The 18,734-nt window shown below is 60.8% G+C and carries 18 protein-coding genes; 10 read left to right on the top strand and 8 right to left on the bottom strand.

The annotated features are described in order from the left end of the window. The 3 genes from ACEN88_RS07970 to ACEN88_RS07960 form a co-directional block, all read right to left on the bottom strand. Nucleotides 1–1,077: FUSC family protein (locus ACEN88_RS07970; protein WP_413338544.1), on the bottom strand; the 1,077-nt coding region annotated here is incomplete at its 3' end. Nucleotides 1,078–1,079: 2 nt separating this feature from the next. Then, complete coding sequence (locus ACEN88_RS07965; RefSeq protein WP_413338542.1) at nucleotides 1,080–1,532, bottom strand: MarR family winged helix-turn-helix transcriptional regulator; 453 nt, start codon at nucleotides 1,530–1,532, stop codon at nucleotides 1,080–1,082. A 103-nt stretch (nucleotides 1,533–1,635) separates the two neighbouring features. Continuing rightward, entirely contained in the window at nucleotides 1,636–2,268 is a 633-nt protein-coding gene (locus ACEN88_RS07960) for an HAD hydrolase-like protein (protein ID WP_413338541.1), read from the bottom strand. Nucleotides 2,269–2,418: 150 nt separating this feature from the next. Here ACEN88_RS07960 and ACEN88_RS07955 point away from each other — a divergent pair, with 150 nt between their 5' ends. The 3 genes from ACEN88_RS07955 to ACEN88_RS07945 all read left to right on the top strand — a co-directional run bounded on the left by ACEN88_RS07955 (nucleotide 2,419) and on the right by ACEN88_RS07945 (nucleotide 5,635). After that, nucleotides 2,419–3,630 carry a PHA-depolymerase-like protein gene (locus ACEN88_RS07955; protein WP_413338539.1) on the top strand — a complete coding sequence of 404 codons (1,212 nt, stop codon included), beginning with the start codon at nucleotides 2,419–2,421 and terminating at the stop codon, nucleotides 3,628–3,630. A gap of 282 nt (nucleotides 3,631–3,912) precedes the next feature. After that, nucleotides 3,913–4,992 (top strand): acyltransferase family protein, encoded by a 1,080-nt coding sequence (locus ACEN88_RS07950; RefSeq protein ID WP_413338537.1) that lies wholly within the window; start codon nucleotides 3,913–3,915, stop codon nucleotides 4,990–4,992. A gap of 76 nt (nucleotides 4,993–5,068) precedes the next feature. After that, on the top strand, nucleotides 5,069–5,635 hold the full coding sequence (locus ACEN88_RS07945; protein ID WP_413338535.1) for an HNH endonuclease: 567 nt from the start codon (nucleotides 5,069–5,071) through the stop codon (nucleotides 5,633–5,635). Between the two features lie 66 nt (nucleotides 5,636–5,701). Here ACEN88_RS07945 and ACEN88_RS07940 read toward each other — a convergent pair whose 3' ends face one another. Next, complete coding sequence (locus tag ACEN88_RS07940; RefSeq protein ID WP_413338533.1) at nucleotides 5,702–6,118, bottom strand: Wadjet anti-phage system protein JetD domain-containing protein; 417 nt, start codon at nucleotides 6,116–6,118, stop codon at nucleotides 5,702–5,704. A 79-nt stretch (nucleotides 6,119–6,197) separates the two neighbouring features. Between ACEN88_RS07940 and ACEN88_RS07935 the strand changes: the two genes are divergently transcribed. Then, complete coding sequence (locus ACEN88_RS07935) at nucleotides 6,198–6,932, top strand: Eco29kI family restriction endonuclease (RefSeq protein WP_413338531.1); 735 nt, start codon at nucleotides 6,198–6,200, stop codon at nucleotides 6,930–6,932. Here ACEN88_RS07935 and ACEN88_RS07930 read toward each other — a convergent pair. Continuing rightward, nucleotides 6,929–8,125: a DNA cytosine methyltransferase gene (locus tag ACEN88_RS07930; RefSeq protein ID WP_413338529.1), complete on the bottom strand. Its 1,197-nt coding sequence runs from the start codon at nucleotides 8,123–8,125 to the stop codon at nucleotides 6,929–6,931. The genes ACEN88_RS07935 and ACEN88_RS07930 overlap by 4 nt on opposite strands. 263 nt (nucleotides 8,126–8,388) lie before the next feature. On the opposite strand from ACEN88_RS07930, the gene ACEN88_RS07925 reads away from it, so the two are divergent. Further along, nucleotides 8,389–8,805 (top strand): very short patch repair endonuclease, encoded by a 417-nt coding sequence (locus tag ACEN88_RS07925; protein ID WP_413338527.1) that lies wholly within the window; start codon nucleotides 8,389–8,391, stop codon nucleotides 8,803–8,805. Between the two features lie 94 nt (nucleotides 8,806–8,899). On the opposite strand, the gene gyrB is transcribed toward ACEN88_RS07925, so the two are convergent. The 3 genes from gyrB to dnaA all read right to left on the bottom strand — a co-directional run bounded on the left by gyrB (nucleotide 8,900) and on the right by dnaA (nucleotide 14,262). Then, nucleotides 8,900–11,404, bottom strand: coding sequence for a DNA topoisomerase (ATP-hydrolyzing) subunit B (gene gyrB / locus ACEN88_RS07920; RefSeq protein ID WP_413338526.1), 2,505 nt, complete (start codon nucleotides 11,402–11,404; stop codon nucleotides 8,900–8,902). Between the two features lie 243 nt (nucleotides 11,405–11,647). After that, nucleotides 11,648–12,754 (bottom strand): DNA polymerase III subunit beta, encoded by a 1,107-nt coding sequence (dnaN, locus tag ACEN88_RS07915; RefSeq protein WP_413338524.1) that lies wholly within the window; start codon nucleotides 12,752–12,754, stop codon nucleotides 11,648–11,650. A gap of 95 nt (nucleotides 12,755–12,849) precedes the next feature. After that, nucleotides 12,850–14,262: a chromosomal replication initiator protein DnaA gene (gene dnaA, locus ACEN88_RS07910; RefSeq protein WP_371763268.1), complete on the bottom strand. Its 1,413-nt coding sequence runs from the start codon at nucleotides 14,260–14,262 to the stop codon at nucleotides 12,850–12,852. A 355-nt stretch (nucleotides 14,263–14,617) separates the two neighbouring features. Here dnaA and rpmH point away from each other — a divergent pair, with 355 nt between their 5' ends. From rpmH to mnmE, 5 genes are all read left to right on the top strand, one after another. Next, nucleotides 14,618–14,752 (top strand): 50S ribosomal protein L34, encoded by a 135-nt coding sequence (rpmH, locus tag ACEN88_RS07905; RefSeq protein WP_075796440.1) that lies wholly within the window; start codon nucleotides 14,618–14,620, stop codon nucleotides 14,750–14,752. A gap of 34 nt (nucleotides 14,753–14,786) precedes the next feature. Beyond that, the gene (gene rnpA / locus ACEN88_RS07900) at nucleotides 14,787–15,230 is read left to right on the top strand and encodes a ribonuclease P protein component (protein WP_413338521.1); all 444 of its coding nucleotides are present in this window, start codon (nucleotides 14,787–14,789) and stop codon (nucleotides 15,228–15,230) included. Next, entirely contained in the window at nucleotides 15,227–15,487 is a 261-nt protein-coding gene (gene yidD / locus ACEN88_RS07895) for a membrane protein insertion efficiency factor YidD (protein WP_056126914.1), read from the top strand. The genes rnpA and yidD overlap by 4 nt, the downstream gene beginning before the upstream one ends. A 9-nt stretch (nucleotides 15,488–15,496) precedes the next feature. Then, nucleotides 15,497–17,164 carry a membrane protein insertase YidC gene (yidC, locus tag ACEN88_RS07890; protein ID WP_413338519.1) on the top strand — a complete coding sequence of 556 codons (1,668 nt, stop codon included), beginning with the start codon at nucleotides 15,497–15,499 and terminating at the stop codon, nucleotides 17,162–17,164. A 66-nt stretch (nucleotides 17,165–17,230) separates the two neighbouring features. Next, nucleotides 17,231–18,610, top strand: a complete 1,380-nt coding sequence (mnmE, locus tag ACEN88_RS07885) for a tRNA uridine-5-carboxymethylaminomethyl(34) synthesis GTPase MnmE (protein ID WP_413338517.1) — start codon at nucleotides 17,231–17,233, stop codon at nucleotides 18,608–18,610. The last annotated feature ends 124 nt before the right edge of the window (nucleotides 18,611–18,734 follow it).

Raw genomic sequence — 18,734 nt, 5'->3', positions numbered from 1 at the left:
GTCCAGGTGCAGCGCGCTCACCGGCACGCCCGGCAGGTGGCGTACGGCCTCGGGCAGGCGCCCGTGCACGCCCGCGTCGATGTGCTGGCGCAGCGCGCGCGTCTCGACGCAGATCTCGATCAGGCGCCGCAGCCGCGCGGCCAGGTTCACTTCGATCATGCCGGTCCAGCCCAGCGTCTCGTCGACCTTCGGTTCAAGGGCGTCGATGCGCTGGCGCAGCGCGGCGCCCTGCGCATCGATGGCCACGTCCTTCGGGCTCTCGGTGAGGGCGACGACGTCGCGCAGCAGCGCGTGCCACCGTTCCGATACCTCGGTGGCGCCCAGGTCGCGCAACGCCGTCAGGCGGTCTTCGACGCCGGAGACGATCGGCACGAACGCGGCCAGGCGTTCCTGCAGCGCATTGACCGCCTTCTCCGTCCAGCGCAGGTGCGATGTGTCGAACGGCAGGTGCGTGGTCATCAGGCGCATTTCCGTGATGTCGCCCGCGAGCTTGCGCCGGTCGGAGGCGGAGCGCGCGTCGCCGGCCGGATTCAGTGCGTCGCGGATCCAGTGCTGGGCGTCGCGCACGGCATTGTCCAGGCGCGCCACCAGCATCGGACCGAACGGCTGCGGCAGCACGAGGCTGTGCACGACGGTGGCGCACGTGATGCCGAGCAGGATCTCCTCCACGCGCGCGAGGGCGATGTCGAAGATGGCGGCCGGCTCATTGACGGCGGGGAAGGCGATGAGGCCGGCCGTATAGCCGCCCAGCATCAGCATGTACGAGCGCGGCGTGCGGTCGAGCAGCGACACATACAGGCACCCGGCGATCCACAGGGCCAGCGCCAGCGACAGCAGTTCGGGCGAGTTGATCAGCCGCGGCACGAGGAACGTGACGGCGATGGCGCCCAGCACCGTGCCGCCCGCGCGATACAGCCCCTTGGAGCGGACGGGGCCGGCGAACGGCGCGGCGCAGATATAGGCCGTCATCATGGCCCAAAACGGTCGCGGCAGTCCGATGCGCATCGATACATAGACCGAGAGCATCGCTGCCGCGAATGACTTGACGGAGAACAGGATCTCCGACCGGGTTGGCATGTTCACGCACCCTGGATGGTGGCGATGGCCGTCGGCAGGCCGGACAGGACGCGCAGCGTGGCCTCGACATCAGCCGCATCGAACTGCCCGAACAGCTTGCGGCGGAAGGGCGTCAGCGCCTGGTCCATCTGGCGGGCGGCCTTGAGGCCCTCGTCGGTCAGGCGCAGGATCTTGGCGCGGCGGTCCTGCGGATCTTCATGGCGCTCGACGAGGCCCGATCCGATCAGGTGGTCGACGACGCGCACGAGCGACGACGCTTCCAGGCTCAGCGTCTCGGCCAGGATGCCCGGCCGCACGCCGTTCTCGCCGAAGCGGTGGATGACCAGCACCGGCAGCCCGGTCGCCTGGGACAGGCCGAAGTCGGATGCGACCTTGTCGGCAGCGGCACGGTAGGCGCGCGACGCGTGGGTCAGCGCGGCGGTGAGACTGCTCAGGGTCTGGTCGGTGAGTCGCATGTTGATCCTCGTAAATACTTTTCTTGTTCACTGTTGATATGCGAAAGTTTAGCATGCGAAGTATTTTCCTTCAAGCCAGCTGCCGATGTGCGCGCGGGACAGGTCAGGATGCGGGGGCGATGCGGCGCAGGTCGGCCGGCGTGACGAACTCGGTGGCGCATGCCTGCGCGCGCAGCGCTTCGATCGTGGCAATGCCCCAGTGGACGGCGCCGAACGCCACGCCGGCTTTTTGCGCCGCCTCCGCATCCGTCGCCTGGTCGCCGATGTAGATGGCATCCGCCGGCGCCACGCCGCAGGCCTTGAGCACGGCCCGGATGCGGCTCGCCTTGCCGAATACGGACATGCCGCATTCGAAGCGCCGGATCAGCGCCGCCAGCTCGGGTCCCAGCACCGCGCGCACGTTGTGCTCGGCATTCGACGAGACGACGGTGAGCACCACGCCCCGGTCGTGCAGGTGGCGCAGCGCGTCCGCGATGCCGTCGAACAAAGGAATCGCGTGGGCGCTGGCGCGCATCATCGTGACGAAGGTCTTCGACGCGAGCGGCAGCTTCCAGGCCGGCATGCCGACGTGGTCCATCATCTGGCGCACGTGGAGGTGGCGCAGTTCGTCCGCGCGCGCGACGTCGATACGGCGAAAGCCGTGCTGGTCGGCGATCGTGTTGAAGACGGTGAGGACGAAGGGAAACGAGTCGGCGAGCGTGCCGTCGAAATCGAACATGGCGAGGCGATAGGTCATGCGCACATGGTACACGCCGCGTGCTTCCGCTCCGGATGCATCGTTTTTGCACAGCCGCCTGATCGCAAGCGCACATCGCTTTGCGCTTGCACATCGGTCTGCCTCATCTAAGCTGATCCGGGTCAAACCTATAAAACAATCGGAGACAGCATGACCATCCTGATCAGGGCAAGGCAGCTTGCCGGCATCCTCATTGGTTTTCTCGGCACGAGCGCCTTCGCGGCGGTCGTCGCTTTACCGAAGTACAACGTCAGCGTGAACGACGTGTCGGTCTCCGGTTTTTCGTCCGGCGCCCACATGGCGGCGCAGATGCATTTCGCGTATTCGAAAACGGTGAAAAAGGGCGCAGGCATCATCGCCGGCGGGCCCGTCTACTGCTCGCAGGGGAACGTCGCAATCTCGGTCGGTCCGTGCATGGCGAATACCGGCTCGCGCAATCTGCCGTATTTGATTTCGGTGGTGAATACGTGGTCGGGCAATGGCTATATCGACCCGACCAGCAATATGGCCGCATCGAAGGTCTATCTGCTGTCGGGAACGATCGATTCCACGGTCCGCCAACCCGTGATGGACGACCTCAGGACGATGTACGGTTCGTATCTCCCGGCCGCCAATATCTATTACAAGAACAATCTCGCGGCCGAGCATTCGATCCCGACGGATTTCTTCGGCAACGGCTGCGCCATCAACGGCAGCCCGTACGTCGACAACTGCAACTTCGATACCGCGGGCGAGATCCTGAAATGGATCTATGGTCCACTGAATCCGAAGAACACGGGTGTGCTGTCCGGCAGCTTCATCAACTTCGACCAGTCCGTTTTCTGGGGCAATTTCAATCCGAATTTTTATAGCATGGCCAACAGCGGCTACGCCTACGTGCCGGCCAGCTGTGCCGCGGGTCAATCCTGCCGGCTGCACGTGGCATTCCACGGCTGCCTGCAAAGCGCGTCCGTCGTCGGCACGGCGTTTTACCAGAATGCCGGCTATAACCGCTGGGCCGATACGAACAACATGATCGTACTGTATCCGCAAACGATCGTTACCGCGAACAATCCCGGCGGATGCTGGGACTGGTGGGGCTACGAGGACGTGAATTTCCCGGCCAAGAGCGGCGGGCAAATGGTCGCCATCAAGACCATGATCGACAAGATCGTCAGCGGCAACGCGGCGGCGCCGTTCACGTGCAGTCACTGGTATGCCAGCAATGTGTCGCACGTGTCGGCCGGCCGGGCGTACATCGGGGCGGATGGGCAGGTGTATGCGAAGAATTCGAACCAGTATCTGGGGTATTACATGGTCGCCGCTTATACGGATGTGAGGCAGACGTCGGCGGGGTATTACGCGTATGGAAGTTGTTCTTGAAACAGTTTAGTTACCATGAATGGCTGAAATCGCGCGCAAAACGTTATTTAAGCCGTTATTTTTACGATTAATTTGCATCTTAATGTAACAGGCTTTACGAGGTGTAAAGCGTGGTCCCGCACAATTCAGCTCGGCTATGATGGCGGCCCGCTCAGCCATATCGACAACTTTGTTGCTTGATTGACACTGAGCAACATTGAATGGCTGGGCTTGCACATGAAAGATCCGGGAGTGTCTGGACCGAACGCGACGGTCCAAAAACAGTTTGGTTTGATCAACCTTTTGAAAGCCGGTGCGGCGCAACTGATCGTCCTGCACCACCTGGCGTTCTACGGCCCGATGGCCGACGCCGCGCGGCCGCTGATGCCGCCGATTATCGACTGGCTCGACCAGTACGGCCGCATCGCCGTCCAGGCCTTCCTCGTCATCAGCGGTTTCCTCGTCGCGAAATCGCTGTCGCCGTCCGGCATGCCGGGCATCGGCAATCCGCTGGGCACGATCTGGCGCCGCTACATCAAGCTGGCGCCGCCGTTCATCGTGGCCATGTTCCTGGCGATCGGCGCGTCCGCGCTCGCGCGCACGTGGATGGTCCACGATTCGATCTCGGCCCCGCCGAACATGTCCCAGCTGGCCGCGCACGTCCTGTTGCTGCACAGCGTGCTGGGCTATGAATCGCTGTCCGCCGGCGCCTGGTATGTCGCCATCGATTTCCAGCTGTATGCGCTGATCACTTGCCTGCTGTGGTTGGGCGGACGCATCGCCGGCAACCGCTCCATGCCCTGGCTGATGCCCCTGCTGGTCACGCTGGGCGTGAGCATCTCGCTGCTGTACTTTAACCGCGACGCCGATTTCGACGTGTGGGCGCCTTACTTTTTCGGCAGCTACGGCCTGGGCATCCTCGCGTGGTGGGCGAGCGATCCGCGCCGGCCGTTCATGGCGACGTTCTCCCTGCTGTTGATGATGGTCGTGCCGGCCGTGCTGGCGCTGGAACTGGATTTCCGGATCCGCATCGCGGTGGCGTCCGTCGTGGCCTCCTTCCTGTGCCTGTACGGCCGCACGCGGCTGGGCACGTATGCGAGCTCGGGATGGTCGCTCATCAATTACCTGGGCAAGATCTCATATTCGATTTTTCTCGTCCACTTTCCGGTTTGCCTGGTCGTGAATGCGGCGTTCACGCGCTTCGTTCCAGATGATGCTTATCTGCAAGGCGCAGGCGTCGTGTGGGCGTGGGCGGCCAGCGTGGCGTCCGGGGCGGTGTTTTATCATTGGGTCGAAGCGCCGCTGGGCCGCTTCCTGGCCGGGCTGGCGAAGCCGGTGACGGTGCCGACGTTCGGCACCAAGCCCGCGAGATTGCGGGGATGACGCCGAAGTCAGCGCACGATTGCTGACTTTTATTTGTGTTCAAGCTACGCTGTCACTACGGAATGAAGGTGACATGATGAACACGCAAATCCTGGCACTCGATATTGCAGGTAACCCGTTCGACTGGATTGCGCCCGAGGACGCCATCCTGTACTACGCACTCGGCAAAGTGGCCTGGGAACTGGGCGGCCGCGAATTCGTTTTCCGCGGCGGCTATTCCAAGTCGGGCGTGCAGTCGAAAATCGCGGTCAAGCCGATCATTGCCATCGCCGGCAGCGAAATCATGACGCGCATGTTCAGGACCGGCCTGCCGCTGACGCACCAGAACGATCTACTGTTCAAGCGCGACCGCTACACCTGCGCCTATTGCGGCAACCGCTTCGCGCACAAGGAACTGTCGCGCGACCATATCCTGCCGAGGTCGCGCGGCGGCCAGGACACGTGGATGAATTGCGTGACCGCCTGCAAGCGCTGCAACCAGGAGAAGGGCAATTTGCTGGTGGAGCAATTCCGGCCGCTGATCTACGTGCCGTATGTGCCATGCCGTGCGGAGCATTACCTGCTGAGCGGCCGGAATATCCTGGCCGATCAGCATGATTATCTGGCGGCGCAACTGCCCAAGCACAGCCGGTTGTTGAATTGACGGTGCTGTATTGATTGTTTGATATGCAATTTCGAGGTGCCGCAGAATCGCACCTCATCGCCTTGATCAATCCACTTTTGCCAGCGCATCGTTGAGCGCCGGCCAGGCGATGTCCCAGGAAATCCGTTCCTGCTCCAGCCGTACCGCGGATCCCAGCACGTGTTGCTTGAGTACGTGGTACAGGGCCTGCTCCACGGGATCGAGATGCGGCAGTTCATGCGCGGCGTGCTGGGTTGGTTCACTGGCCCACAATGCGCGGTGGGCCAACAAGGTGGATTCGTTCATGAACAGCGAGCGAACCGCTGGCAGCTGTGCGCGTAATAAGCTCAGGATGGCAAAGCCGTGGGTGTCGATGTCGCCCCAGTAAAAGCTGCGCGCGCCACGTACCCACGACACCCTGGCAAGCAGGTCGACGCCATAACCCAGCGCCATGAACAGCACGGTGCCGGGGAGGTCCCCGAATGCGAGTCCTGATCCAGTCAAGGTTTGTCGAGTACGGAACGATGGGTTAGGATATATCTATTTACCAAATGTACTAAGGTTCCAAGTGCAAGATTTATATGTGTTCGACTTTCTCCGTACCGTCTCCGAGCAGTTGAAGAACAAACTGGAAACGTTATCGGCCTCGCTGTTGGATGATGCCGCGCTCAGTCGATTGCACGAATTCCAGGCAGAGGTCCGCTCTGCGCAAGGGGTCTACATGCTGATTTATGACGGTCAGCCTCGTTATATTGGTAAAGCAAATAACGTCAAAGATCGGCTCGCGCAGCATCTTACGAAATTACGCGGTCGTCGTCATATTGATCTCGATAAGCTTGCGTACAAAGTCTTGATACTCGATCACAGTATGAGTACTGCTGCGAATGAGGATATCTTGATTGGCTTATTCAAGGCACAATATTCAGACATGTGGAACGGTGCGGGATTCGGTCCCAAAGATCCCGGGAAAGAGCGAGACACGACCAAGCCCGGAAAATTCGATCAACAGCACCCGATTATCGATGACTACCCGGTTGCGATTGACTTGGATCTTGAGGGTGGTATTCAACTTGGAAGCCTTCTCGCAAGGATGAAGCTCCAATTGCCGTATGTCTTCCGATACGATGTTCCTACGAGCGTGCAGCAGAGCACTATTCACCTGCAATCTGTCAATCACGTGGCACATGACTTACTCCAGGCCATTGTTACTCATCTTGGCGATGGCTGGCGGGGTGCGGTCATCAGCTATGGTATGGTGCTTTATAAAACGGGAAAAAGTTATCCATACGGGATCGAAATCGATCCGTTATTGGATTAAGCAGCAAGATCAAGCGTTTGTTGCTCGGCGGCTTTCAAGTAGTCACATACGCGTTCGGCCATGACAGAAGCCAGTCGAACCGGCACGGCGTTACCTAATTGACGCATGGTTTCAGTCCAAGAACCTTGGAAAATGAAATTGTCCGGGAACGTTTGAATGCGCGCGGATTCGCGGACGGTGAAATATCGCACTGTGCCATCTGGTCGGCGCAACATATTCTCTCCACCGGGCACACCGTGGTCACCGGCTTTTAGGGCTTTGGCAGGTTCGTCCAAGGGGCTGCCTGTGTGGCCGGGGTAAATCCGTGCGCCGGGTTGAAACTTATGCGCTTGAACCCGCGATGCTCGTGGATTCGTTTCCGGGTCAGGAAGATCGGAAATCGCATCGCGCACCGTTAACCATGGCGAAAACCGACTTCCGGTCTGACTCTTTTTGATTGCATCGAGAATACGCTCAATCCCGACTGGTCGCATCGGTTGATCGCGTTTGGCCACCTGATGGCGTTGCCAGTAATCCCCAGAATCCCATTGTGTTAACAACAGCGCATGCTGGCTATGGGTTTCTTCTGGAAATTCGAAATCGATCCCGAGGTCGGCGCGGAATCCGACAATAAACACGCGCATGCGTTTCTGTGGAACACCATAGTTCGCCGCGTTCACCAATTTCCATTTAACTCGATATTCACTCGGTGCGCCCGACGCTTTATGCTGACGGAGTCTATCCAGGTGTAGCAACCATTCTTCCGTGGCGTCCGCACTCAACGACGGAAATTCCAATTGCAGAAGAATGTAATCGAAATAATCCTTGAAGGCAGTTCGAGTCAAGCCTTGAACATTTTCGAAAACGAAAGCGCGTGGATTTGTCTCGCGTACGGCCCTGACCGCTTGGGGAAACATGTCACGGACATCCAGAAACCCGCCATGTTTGCCTCCGAGCGAGAATGGCTGGCAAGGCGGCCCACCAGTGACCAGGTCGATATTGTTGAAATTCGCATAATCGAATTTCCGTACATCTCCTTCTGTTACGTCTGGCCAATGAGCTACCGGGTCAACATTTTCTTTTTTGTTTAAACGGATTGTATTGCAGGCGTGCGTATTCCACTCCACTACCGCTTCGTGTATCACATTGTGACCGGAAAACCCGAGAGCCAATCCTCCGGCGCCAGCAAATAATTCAATCGAGTTAATCGTCATAATTTATTGTGAAAATCGCAAGTAAAAATCGCTGCAACCGGCTCTGGGATTGACACAAATATAAGATATCAGTGCCGTTGGAGATGGTAAGTTGGGTACATTTTACTGTACATGTGTACAGCAGTCCAAGTTGAAGGTGTCGTGTAGTACCCACTGACCTTTAAAAATCGTGGTCTTCCCCCAACTAGAAGACTAGCGTCCGTTGAGCTGCAACAATATTAACGGAAGCGCTTTATGATAGCGAGCTTCTCTGGGGAGGGAAGATGGTTGACACCGTCAGTGTCGCCAGGCGTAGCGAAATCATGTCACGGGTTCGAAACAAGGATACTCGCCCGGAACTGTACGTGCGACGCCTGATCCATAACGCCGGGTTCCGTTACCGATTACATGTATCCAAACTTCCGGGCCGCCCGGATTTGGTATTTCCTGGGCGCAGAAAAGTAATTTTCGTTCATGGGTGTTTTTGGCATTCACACGATGGGTGTCACAACGCCCGGATTCCCAAATCGCGCGCGGATTTCTGGAGGTCCAAGCTCGAGTCAAATAAAGAGCGGGACGAGCGTAACATGCGCACGCTCATGGATGAGGGTTGGAAGGTGCTGGTAATCTGGGAATGCGAGCTACGCGATCCTGCACTACTCGACAGGATTAAGGATTTTTTAGAGCAGCGCGCCGATTGAACAGAGAAGGAGGCAGGGGACCTCCTTCTCGTCACGCTTACGAAGTGCCGCTACTCGTAATGTCCGAATGATGCTGCCTTTCTTCGCCCCAATTTTAAACGTCGATATTCCCCGCCTGCAGCGCATTCGACTCAATAAAGTGCCGCCGCGGCTCCACGTCATCTCCCATCAGCGTCGTAAAGATCTGATCGGCAGCAATGGCGTCCTCGATCTGCACCTTGAGCAGGCGACGCACCGTCGGATCCATGGTCGTCTCCCACAGCTGCTCGGGATTCATCTCGCCCAGACCCTTGTAACGCTGCTTGGACACGCCACGCTCCGCTTCCTCGCGCAGCCATTCCATGGCCTGCTGGAAGTCGCGCACGGCGAATTCCTTCATCTTCTCGCCTTCGCCGCGGCGGATGATGGCGCCTTCGCCCATCAGGCCCTGGAACGTCTCGGCCGAGTTTTCCAGCGTCTTGTAGTCGGCGCCGGCGACGAAGTCGGCGTCGATCGACGTCACTTGCACGTTGCCGTAGTGGATGCGTTCGATGCGCAGGCTGTGCTTGTCCGACAGTTCGTCCGAACGCACGCCCACCTTCACGCTCGTGTCGTGGATCGCGTCGGCCAGCGCCTGCGCCGATTTCTCGGCCGCTTCCTGGGTCGACAGGTCCAGCTTCACACCGGTCATGATGGCGGACAGGGCGGCGCGGTCGATCACGCGCGACAGGCGCATCATGATCGCGTTCGCCTTGTTGTACTTGTCGACCAGGTCGCCCAGCGCGCCGTCGGTGATCGTCTCCGCGCCTTCCTTCGGCATCAGGGCAGCACCGTTCAGGGCGAAGCGCATCATGTAGCTGGCTTCCTCGACGTCGTCCTTCAGGTAGCGCTCGTCGCGGCCGGCTTTCACCTTGTACAGCGGCGGCTGCGCGATGTAGATGTGGCCGCGCTCGACCAACTGCGGCATCTGGCGGTAGAACAAGGTCAGCAGCAGGGTGCGGATGTGGGCACCGTCGACGTCCGCGTCGGTCATGATGATGATGCGGTGGTAGCGCAACTTGTCGACGTTGAACTCGTCCGGGCCGATCGACGTGCCGAGCGTCGCGATCAGCGTCGTGATCTGTTCCGACGACAGCATCTTCTCGAAGCGCGCCTTTTCCACGTTCAGCACCTTGCCGCGCAGCGGCAGGATGGCCTGGAACTTACGGTCGCGACCCTGCTTGGCGGAGCCGCCTGCGGAGTCACCCTCGACGATGTACAGCTCGGCCAGCGCCGGGTCGCGCTCCTGGCAGTCGGCCAGTTTCGACGACAGGCCCAGGCCGTCCATCACACCCTTGCGGCGGGTGAGGTCGCGGGCCTTGCGGGCGGCTTCGCGCGCGCGTGCCGCTTCCACGATCTTGCCGCAGATGATCTTGGCGTCGTTCGGCTTTTCCATCAGGAAGTCGGTGAGCGTCTTCGCCACGATCTCTTCGACCGGGCCGCGCACTTCCGACGACACGAGCTTGTCCTTCGTTTGCGACGAGAACTTCGGCTCAGGCACTTTCACCGACAGCACGCAGGTGAGACCCTCGCGCATGTCGTCGCCCGAGATTTCGACCTTGGCCTTCTTGGCGAAGTCGTTCTCGTCGATGTATTTGTTGATCACGCGCGTCATCGCCGCGCGCAGGCCCGTCAGGTGGGTGCCGCCGTCGCGCTGCGGGATGTTGTTCGTGAAGCAGAGCACTTGCTCGTTGTACGCGTCGTTCCACTGCATCGATACGTCGACCGAGACATTGGTGCCGTTTTCCGACATACGGTCGCCCGTCGCCTGGAACACGGTCGGGTGCAGGACGGTCTTGGACTTGTTGATGTACTCGACGAAGCCGCGGGTGCCGCCTTCGAAGGCAAACACTTCTTCCTTGCCGGTGCGCTGGTCGGTCAGCTTGATGTTGACGCCGTTGTTCAGGAACGAGAGTTCGCGGATACGCTTGCTCAGGATCTCATAATGGAACTCGACGTGCGAGAAGATTTCCTCGTCGGCCCAGAAATGGACTTCCGTGCCGCGCTTGTCGGTTTCGCCGATAACCTTGATCGGCGAGACTTCCACGCCGTCACGGATTTCGATTTCGCGGTTCAGCGGAACGCCGCGCTCGAATTCCATCTGGTGCACTTTGCCGTTCTGGCGCACGGTCACGCGCAGCAGTTTCGACAGTGCGTTCACGCAGGACACACCCACGCCGTGCAGGCCGCCGGAGACTTTATAGGCGTTCTGGTTGAATTTGCCGCCGGCGTGCAGTTCCGTCAGGGCGATCTCGGTCGCCGAGCGCTTCGGCTCGTGCTTGTCGTCCATCTTGATGCCGGTCGGGATGCCGCGGCCGTTGTCGGTGATCGAGACCGAATTGTCGGAATGGATCGTGACGTGGATTTCGGAGCAGTAGCCGGCCAGGGCCTCGTCGATCGAGTTATCGAGCACCTCGAACACCAGGTGATGCAGGCCGGTGCCATCCGACGTGTCGCCGATGTACATGCCCGGACGCTTGCGTACCGCTTCCAGGCCTTCCAGAATCTGGATCGACGAGGCGCCGTACTCTTCCGCCTTGGCAGGGGAGGATTCCAAAACTGCTTGAGTGTTCTCGGACATGACTGCTTTCTCAAATAACGTGTGAATCAGACGGCGGGCGCGCGGGCCCGGCTGTCTTGTGTCGTCGGATTATGGCGGGACGCTTGCGCTACGACTTCGGTAGCTCAGCTTGGATTCCCGCCTTCGCGGGAATGACGGTTTTGAGGTACGCGGCCTTAAAACCGTCGCCCCTGCGCAGGCAGGGGCCCAATCACCACTTGAGTCCCCGCACAACAGGACGAATATATGGGCGCTTCGCCCTAATTAAATACGCATCGGCATGACGACATACTTGAAGTCGCCATTCTCCGGAATCGACATCAGCGCCGACGAATTCGAATCGCCCAGCGAGATATTCACCTGGTCGCACTTCAGGTTGTTCAGCACGTCCAGCAGGTACGTGACGTTGAAGCCGATGTCGATCGTGTCGCCGCCGTAGTCGATTTCCAGTTCTTCCACCGCTTCTTCCTGGTCGGCGTTGGTCGAGCTGATCTTCATCGAACCCGGAGAGATCATGCAGCGCACGCCCTTGAACTTGTCGCTCGTCATGATCGCGGCACGCTGCAGCGAGCGCAGCAGTTCATCGCGGCTGATCGTGAAGTCGTTCTTGTAACCCTTCGGGATCACGCGGGTGTAATCCGGGAACTTGCCTTCGACCAGTTTCGAGACGAGCTCGATATCGGCGAACGTCAGCTTGACCTGCGAAGCCGCGATGTCCAGGCGGACTTCGTCGTCGCTCTCTTCCAGCAGGCGCTGCAGTTCCAGGATGGTCTTGCGCGGGATGATCACTTCCTGGCGCTCGAACGTCTGCTCGGCCGTCACCTGGGAAAATGCCAGGCGGTGGCCATCGGTGGCGACGGCGATCACGTTGTTACCGTCCAGCACCAGCAGCAGGCCGTTCAGGTAGTAGCGGATGTCTTGCTGGGCCATCGCGAAGTGCACCATGTTGAACAGGTGCTTCAGCGTTTTCTGCGGCAGCGTGACGGTCGCGTTGTAGCTGTCGGCCACGGACACGGTCGGGAATTCCTCGGCCGCCAGGGTCTGCAGCGCAAAGCGCGACTTGCCGCTCTGGACGGTCAGGCGCTTGTTCAACAGGGTCATCGTGACGTCGCCCGATTCCGGCAGGGCGCGCAGGATGTCCAGCAGCTTGCGTGCCGCGACGGTCGTGCCCGTCTCTTCAGGACCCGAACCGATGTTGGCCAGGGTCGTGATCTGCACCTCGGTGTCGGTCGACAGGAACGAGACGCTTTCGCCAGTCTTGCGGATGAGGATATTGGCCAGAATCGGCATGGTGTGCCGACGCTCGACAATACCACTCACGATCTGCAGTGGCCGGAGAAGCGTGTCTCGGGTGGATTTGACCAGTTGCATAGATATCCTCGGTTATGGGTAGGGTAAAAATGTTGTACGCGCAATATTTTGCCAGAAATCATCGGGGGCACAGCCTTTTCCCCCGCGTTCACGCATCAGCCTTTCAGGGTCTGTTCCAGCACGTGCAATTCGTGGTTGCACTCGGCGTTCTTGGTACGGTCCTGGGCGATCTTGCGGACCGCGTGCAGCACCGTCGTATGGTCGCGGCCGCCGAACAGTTCGCCGATTTCCGGCAGACTCTTCTGCGTCAGCTCTTTCGCCAGGTACATCGCGATCTGGCGCGGACGCGCGATGTTCGCCGGGCGGCGCTTCGAATACATGTCCGCGACCTTGATGTTGAAGAAATCGGCCACGGTCTTCTGGATGTTTTCCACGGAGATCTGGCGGTTCTGCACGGACAACAGGTCCTTCAGCGCTTCCTTCACGACGTCGATCGTGATGTCCTTGCCGTGGAAACGCGAGTACGCGAGGATCTTCCTCAACGCGCCTTCCAGTTCGCGCACGTTCGAGCGCAGGTGTTTCGCGACGAAGAAGGCGACGTCGTCGTTCAGCATCACGCCTTCCGATTCCGCCTTCTTCATCAGGATCGCCACACGCATTTCCAGTTCCGGCGGTTCGATCGCGACCGTCAGGCCCGAGTCGAAGCGCGAGATCAGGCGATCGTCCATGCCCGTGATCTCTTTCGGATAGGTATCCGACGTGATGATGATCTGCTTTTTCGCCGCGATCAGCGCCTCGAACGCATAGAAGAATTCTTCCTGCGTACGGCTCTTGCCACCGAAGAATTGAATATCGTCGATGAGCAGCATGTCCAGCGAGTGATAGTAATGCTTGAAGTCGTCGAAGCCTTTGCGCTGGTACGCGGTCACGACGTCGCGCACATACTGTTCCGCGTGGATATAGCGGATGCGCGCGCCCGGCTGGTCGGCCATCACCTGGTTGCCGATCGCGTGGATCAAGTGGGTCTTACCGAGGCCCACGCCGCCGTAAAAGAACAGCGGGTTGTACGAGACGCCCGGGTTGTTGGCGACCTGGATCGCGGCGGCGCGCGCCAGCTGGTTCGCCTTACCGGTCACGAAGTTCTCGAACGTGAGGTCCGGGTTGACGCGGCTCTGCTCGCGGCGCGGATTGTTCGCGATGACATTGTCCGGCGTGACGACGGGCATCTCCGGCACGGTCTTGTCGGCGGCGGCGTTGATGCCCAGCGCGCCGCTGCTGGACGGCATCGGGGCTGGGGCCGACGACACCGCTTTTTTCGGCATGCTGTTCTTCGGGTCGAGCACGAACTGCACGTCGACCGGCCGCTGATAATGCTCGGACGCCAGCGCGGTGATGCGGTTGGCGAACTGCGACTTCACCCAGTCGAGCTTGAATCGATTGGGCGCCGCAATGCGCAGCTTGCCGTCCTCGTAGTCAAGGGCGACGAGTGGTTTGATCCACGCGGTATATTGCTGCGGTGTCAGCTCGAGCTCCAACTGGTTGGAACAGGTCTGCCAAAAGTTATCCATACATCGACTAAGTTAAGCGTAACACTCTATTTTACCTGTGTTCTCGCAAGTTATCCACAGGCGATACAGGAATTTTCCACCGAAACGGAAGCGCCTGACGTGCATGGGCAACCGTTTGCGGCGCACAATAACGCGGCCTTGACACAACTGCCGCCTTGACAGTTGAACTCAAAATGCTGAATAATTCAGGGTTCCCCGCCCGTACGCCTTGTTAACCCAACAAATGGCACACAGGCGACAAGCTTTGCTGTGGCGTGACGCTGGCTTAACAACTGCGAAATGTCATTGGCGCAATGCTGACTCAGTGTGAGCTCAGCCCCGATTTTGCATCTATTTTGCTTTAAGCGAGACCACCATGAAACGTACTTACCAACCTTCCGTCGTCCGTCGCAAGCGCACGCACGGCTTCCGCGCACGTATGGCTACCCGTGGTGGCCGCCTTGTCCTGAACGCTCGCCGCGCCAAGGGCCGCAAGCGCCTGGCTGTCTAAGCCCGGAAAGCCGCATCGACCACGCCTACGACCTATGTCAGGCGAAGGTTCGCACGACTTTGCGCGCGTTCGGCGTATCGTAAAAACGGATGAGTTTTCATCCGTTTTTCGTTTGCGCCCTGCACAAAAAACCGCGCATTTCGTGCTCTATACCCGACCGAATGCCCTGCCTCATGCGCGGCTGGGCGTCGTCGCGGCCAAACGTTTTGCGCCGCGCGCGGTCACGCGCAACACCATCAAGCGCATCACGCGCGAACTGTTCCGGACCACGCAGCTGCCGGCGCTCGACTGCATCGTGCGCTTGTCGCGTCCGGTCAATGGCAAGGACGGTCCGGCGACGACGTCCGCGTTGAAGGCGCAGTTGCGCGTGGAACTGGCACGCCTGTTCGCGTCGCAAATGCCGCGTCCGCGCAATGCCCAGGCCGCTCCACAGGCGGCAAGCGTTGCGCCTTCAGGCTCGCAACCGGGACTATCATGAACCGGTTGCTCGTCTGGCTGTTGCGCGGTTACCAGTTGCTGGTGTCTCCGATGCTCGGACAGAACTGCCGTTTCTTTCCGACCTGTTCCAATTACGCGATCGAGGCCGTCAAGATCCACGGCGCCGCGCGCGGCGGATGGCTGGCCCTGCGCCGCGTCTGCCGCTGCCATCCGTGGAACGACGGCGGCGTCGACCTGGTACCGCGTCCCGGGGAGCAGCATTCCTCACCAACCGCTTGCGGTTGCAAGCATTCCTGAATAAGACCAATGGAAATCAATAAACGTACCATCCTGTGGATCGTGTTCGCCGTCGCGCTGGTCGTCCTGTGGAACGACTGGATGGTGGCCAACGGCAAGCAGTCGATGTTCTCGGCACAGCCGCCGGCCAAGGTCGCGCAGGCACCGAACCCGGCCAAGCCGAACGACTTGCCTAATGACGCAACCTCAGCGGCGACGCCGACCCCGGCCGGCACCGTCCCGGGCACGCCCGCGGCACCCGCGCCCGTGCAGGCCCAGGTCATCACCGTCACCACCGACGTCTATAAAGTCGACATCGACACGGCCGGCGGCGTGATCCGTCGCCTGGAACTGCTGAAGTACCGCGACAAGGTCGACCCGAACAAGAACCAGGTGCTGTTCCAGGCCAACGGTCCGCGCGTCTACCTCGCGCAGACGGGCCTGACCGGCGCCAGCGCGGCCGGCGTCCTGCCGAACCACAACACCCCGTTCACGGTCCGTCCGGGCCCGCGCACGCTGGACAGCAACAACCAGGTGCAGGTCGTGCTGGATGCGGAGCAGGGCGGCGTGCGCCTGACCAAGACCTTCACGTTCAAGCGCAACGACTACGTGATCGACGTGCGCCACGACGTGACGAACCTGACCCAGGCACCGGTCACCCCGTCGCTGTACTTCCAGCTCGAGCACGACGGCATGAAGCCGGAAGGCGACACGTACTTCAACAGCAGCTACACGGGCCCCACGCTGTGGACGCCGGAAGAGCACTACCAGAAGCTGACGTTCGAGAAGGTCGGCAAGGGTTCGGCCGACCACGCCAAGCAGTCGAAGGATGGCTGGATCGCGATCTCGCAGCACTTCTTCGTCTCGGCGTTCATCCCGCCGGCGAACACGCAGCGCGACATCTACACGAAGTCGCTGGGTAACAACCTGTTCGCCATCGGCGCCGTCGAGCCGCTGGGCACCGTGGCACCGGGCGCGACCGTCTCGAACGCCGCGCGCCTGTACTCGGGGCCGCAGGTGCAGTCGCTGCTGGAAAAAGTGACCCCGGGCCTGGACCTGGTGCGCGACTACGCGTGGGCCGCGATCATCGCCAAGCCGATCTTCGCCACGATGAACTGGCTGCACTCGATGATCGGCAACTGGGGCTGGACCATCATCGCCTTCACCATCCTGATCAAGCTGCTGTTCTTCCCGCTGTCGGCGGCCGGCTACCGCAGCATGGCCAAGATGAAGACGGTGACGCCGAAGATGCAGGCGATCCGCGAGCGCCATAAAAACGATCCGGTCAAGATGCAGCAGGCGACGATGGAGCTGTACAAGGCCGAGAAGATCAACCCGCTGGGCGGCTGCCTGCCGATCCTGGTGCAGATGCCGGTGTTCCTGGCGCTGTACTGGGTGCTGCAGGCCGCGGTCGAGATGCGCGGCGCGCCGTGGGTGGGCTGGATCCACGACCTGACGGCACCGGACCCGTACTTCATCCTGCCGATCCTGTACGCGATCTCGATGTTCATCACGCAGAAGCTGAACCCGCAGCCGGCCGATCCGGTGCAGGCCAAGATGATGATGTTCATGCCGCTGGCGTTCTCGGTCATCTTCCTGTTCTTCCCGTCCGGCCTCGTGCTGTACTGGGTCGTGAACAACCTGATCTCGATGGCGCAGCAGTACGTCATCACCAAGAAGTTCGCGCCGGCCAAGTAACACCGGCCCGGTGACCGAAAAGCCCGTGTCCGCACGGGCTTTTTTGTTTGCACCTACAATCCGACCATGAAACTCGATACCTCTCCCATCGCCGCCATCGCCACCGCCCCCGGACGCGGCGGCATCGGCGTGGTGCGCGCCTCCGGCAAGAACCTCGCGCCGCTCGTGGCCGCGCTGTTCCCTGGCACGACGCTGGCGCCCCGCCACGCCACTTATGTGCCGTTCAAGGATGCCGCGGGCACCGTCATCGACGAAGGCCTCGCGCTGTATTTCAAGGCGCCCCACTCGTACACCGGCGAGGACGTGCTGGAACTGCAGGGCCACGGCGGCCCCGTCGTGCTGCGCATGCTGCTCGCGCGCGTGCTGGAGGCGGGCCGCGACGTGGACCTGCGCCTGGCCGAGCCGGGCGAATTCACGCGCCGCGCTTTCCTGAACGACAAGCTCGACCTCGCGCAGGCGGAGGCCGTCGCCGACCTGATCGACGCGTCCACCGAGGCCGCCGCGAAATCGGCGTCGCAATCGCTGTCCGGCGCGTTCTCGAAGGTCGTGCACGAACTGGTCGAGAAGACGATCAACCTGCGCATGCTCGTCGAAGCCACGCTCGACTTCCCGGAAGAGGAAATCGACTTCCTCGAGAAATCCAATGCGCGCGGCCAACTGAAAGGCATCGTCGACGCGCTGGAAGCCGTGTTCCGCCAGGCCGCGCAGGGCGCGCTGCTGCGCGAGGGGTTGAACGTCGTGCTGGTCGGCCAGCCGAACGTCGGCAAATCGTCGCTGCTGAACGCGCTGGCCGGATCGGACGTCGCCATCGTCACGCCGATCGCGGGCACGACGCGCGATAAAGTCAGCGAGACGATCCAGGTCGAGGGCATCCCGCTGAACATCGTCGACACGGCCGGCATCCGCGCCATCGACGAGGGCATCGACGTCGTCGAGCGCATCGGCATCGAGCGCACGTGGGGCGAGGTCGGCAAGGCGGACGTGATCCTGCACCTGCTCGACGCGAGCCTCGGCCCGGCCAAGGCCGACGAGGACATCGTCGCCGCGTTCCCGGCCGGCGTGCCCGTCGTGCGCATCTGGAACAAGATCGACCTGTCGGGACACAAGCCGTCCGTGGACCAGGGCGCGGATGCGGTCAACATCTACCTGTCCGCGCACGAAAAGATCGGCATCGACCTGCTGCGCGCGGAACTGCTGCGCATCGCCGGCTGGCAGCAGACGGGCGAATCGCTGTACCTCGCGCGCGAACGCCACCTCGTCGCGCTGCGCCAGGCGCGCGAGCACCTGCGGTATGCCGCCGAGCATGCGGCGCAGGATGACCAGTCGCTCGACCTGTTCGCGGAGGAGCTGCGGCTCGCGCAGGATCAGCTGTCCAGCATTACGGGGCAGTTCACGCCGGATGATCTGCTTGGGGTGATCTTCAGTCGCTTCTGTATCGGTAAATAAACCCGCTCCGGCGGGTTTTTTTACGACCATCGTGTGTGATTGTGTGTGCAAATTCGGCAACAAAAGCTTGCTAACATAGCCTCCGCCGCAGCTGCTGAAAGAACCCGCTTGCCCATTCCCGCCC

Origin of the sequence: Massilia sp. CT11-108 (assembly GCF_047302915.1) — a bacterium.
GTDB lineage: Bacteria > Pseudomonadota > Gammaproteobacteria > Burkholderiales > Burkholderiaceae_D > Telluria > Telluria orientalis.
Note: the sequence above shows the minus strand (reverse complement) of the source record. Positions and strands in the feature narration are given on the sequence as shown.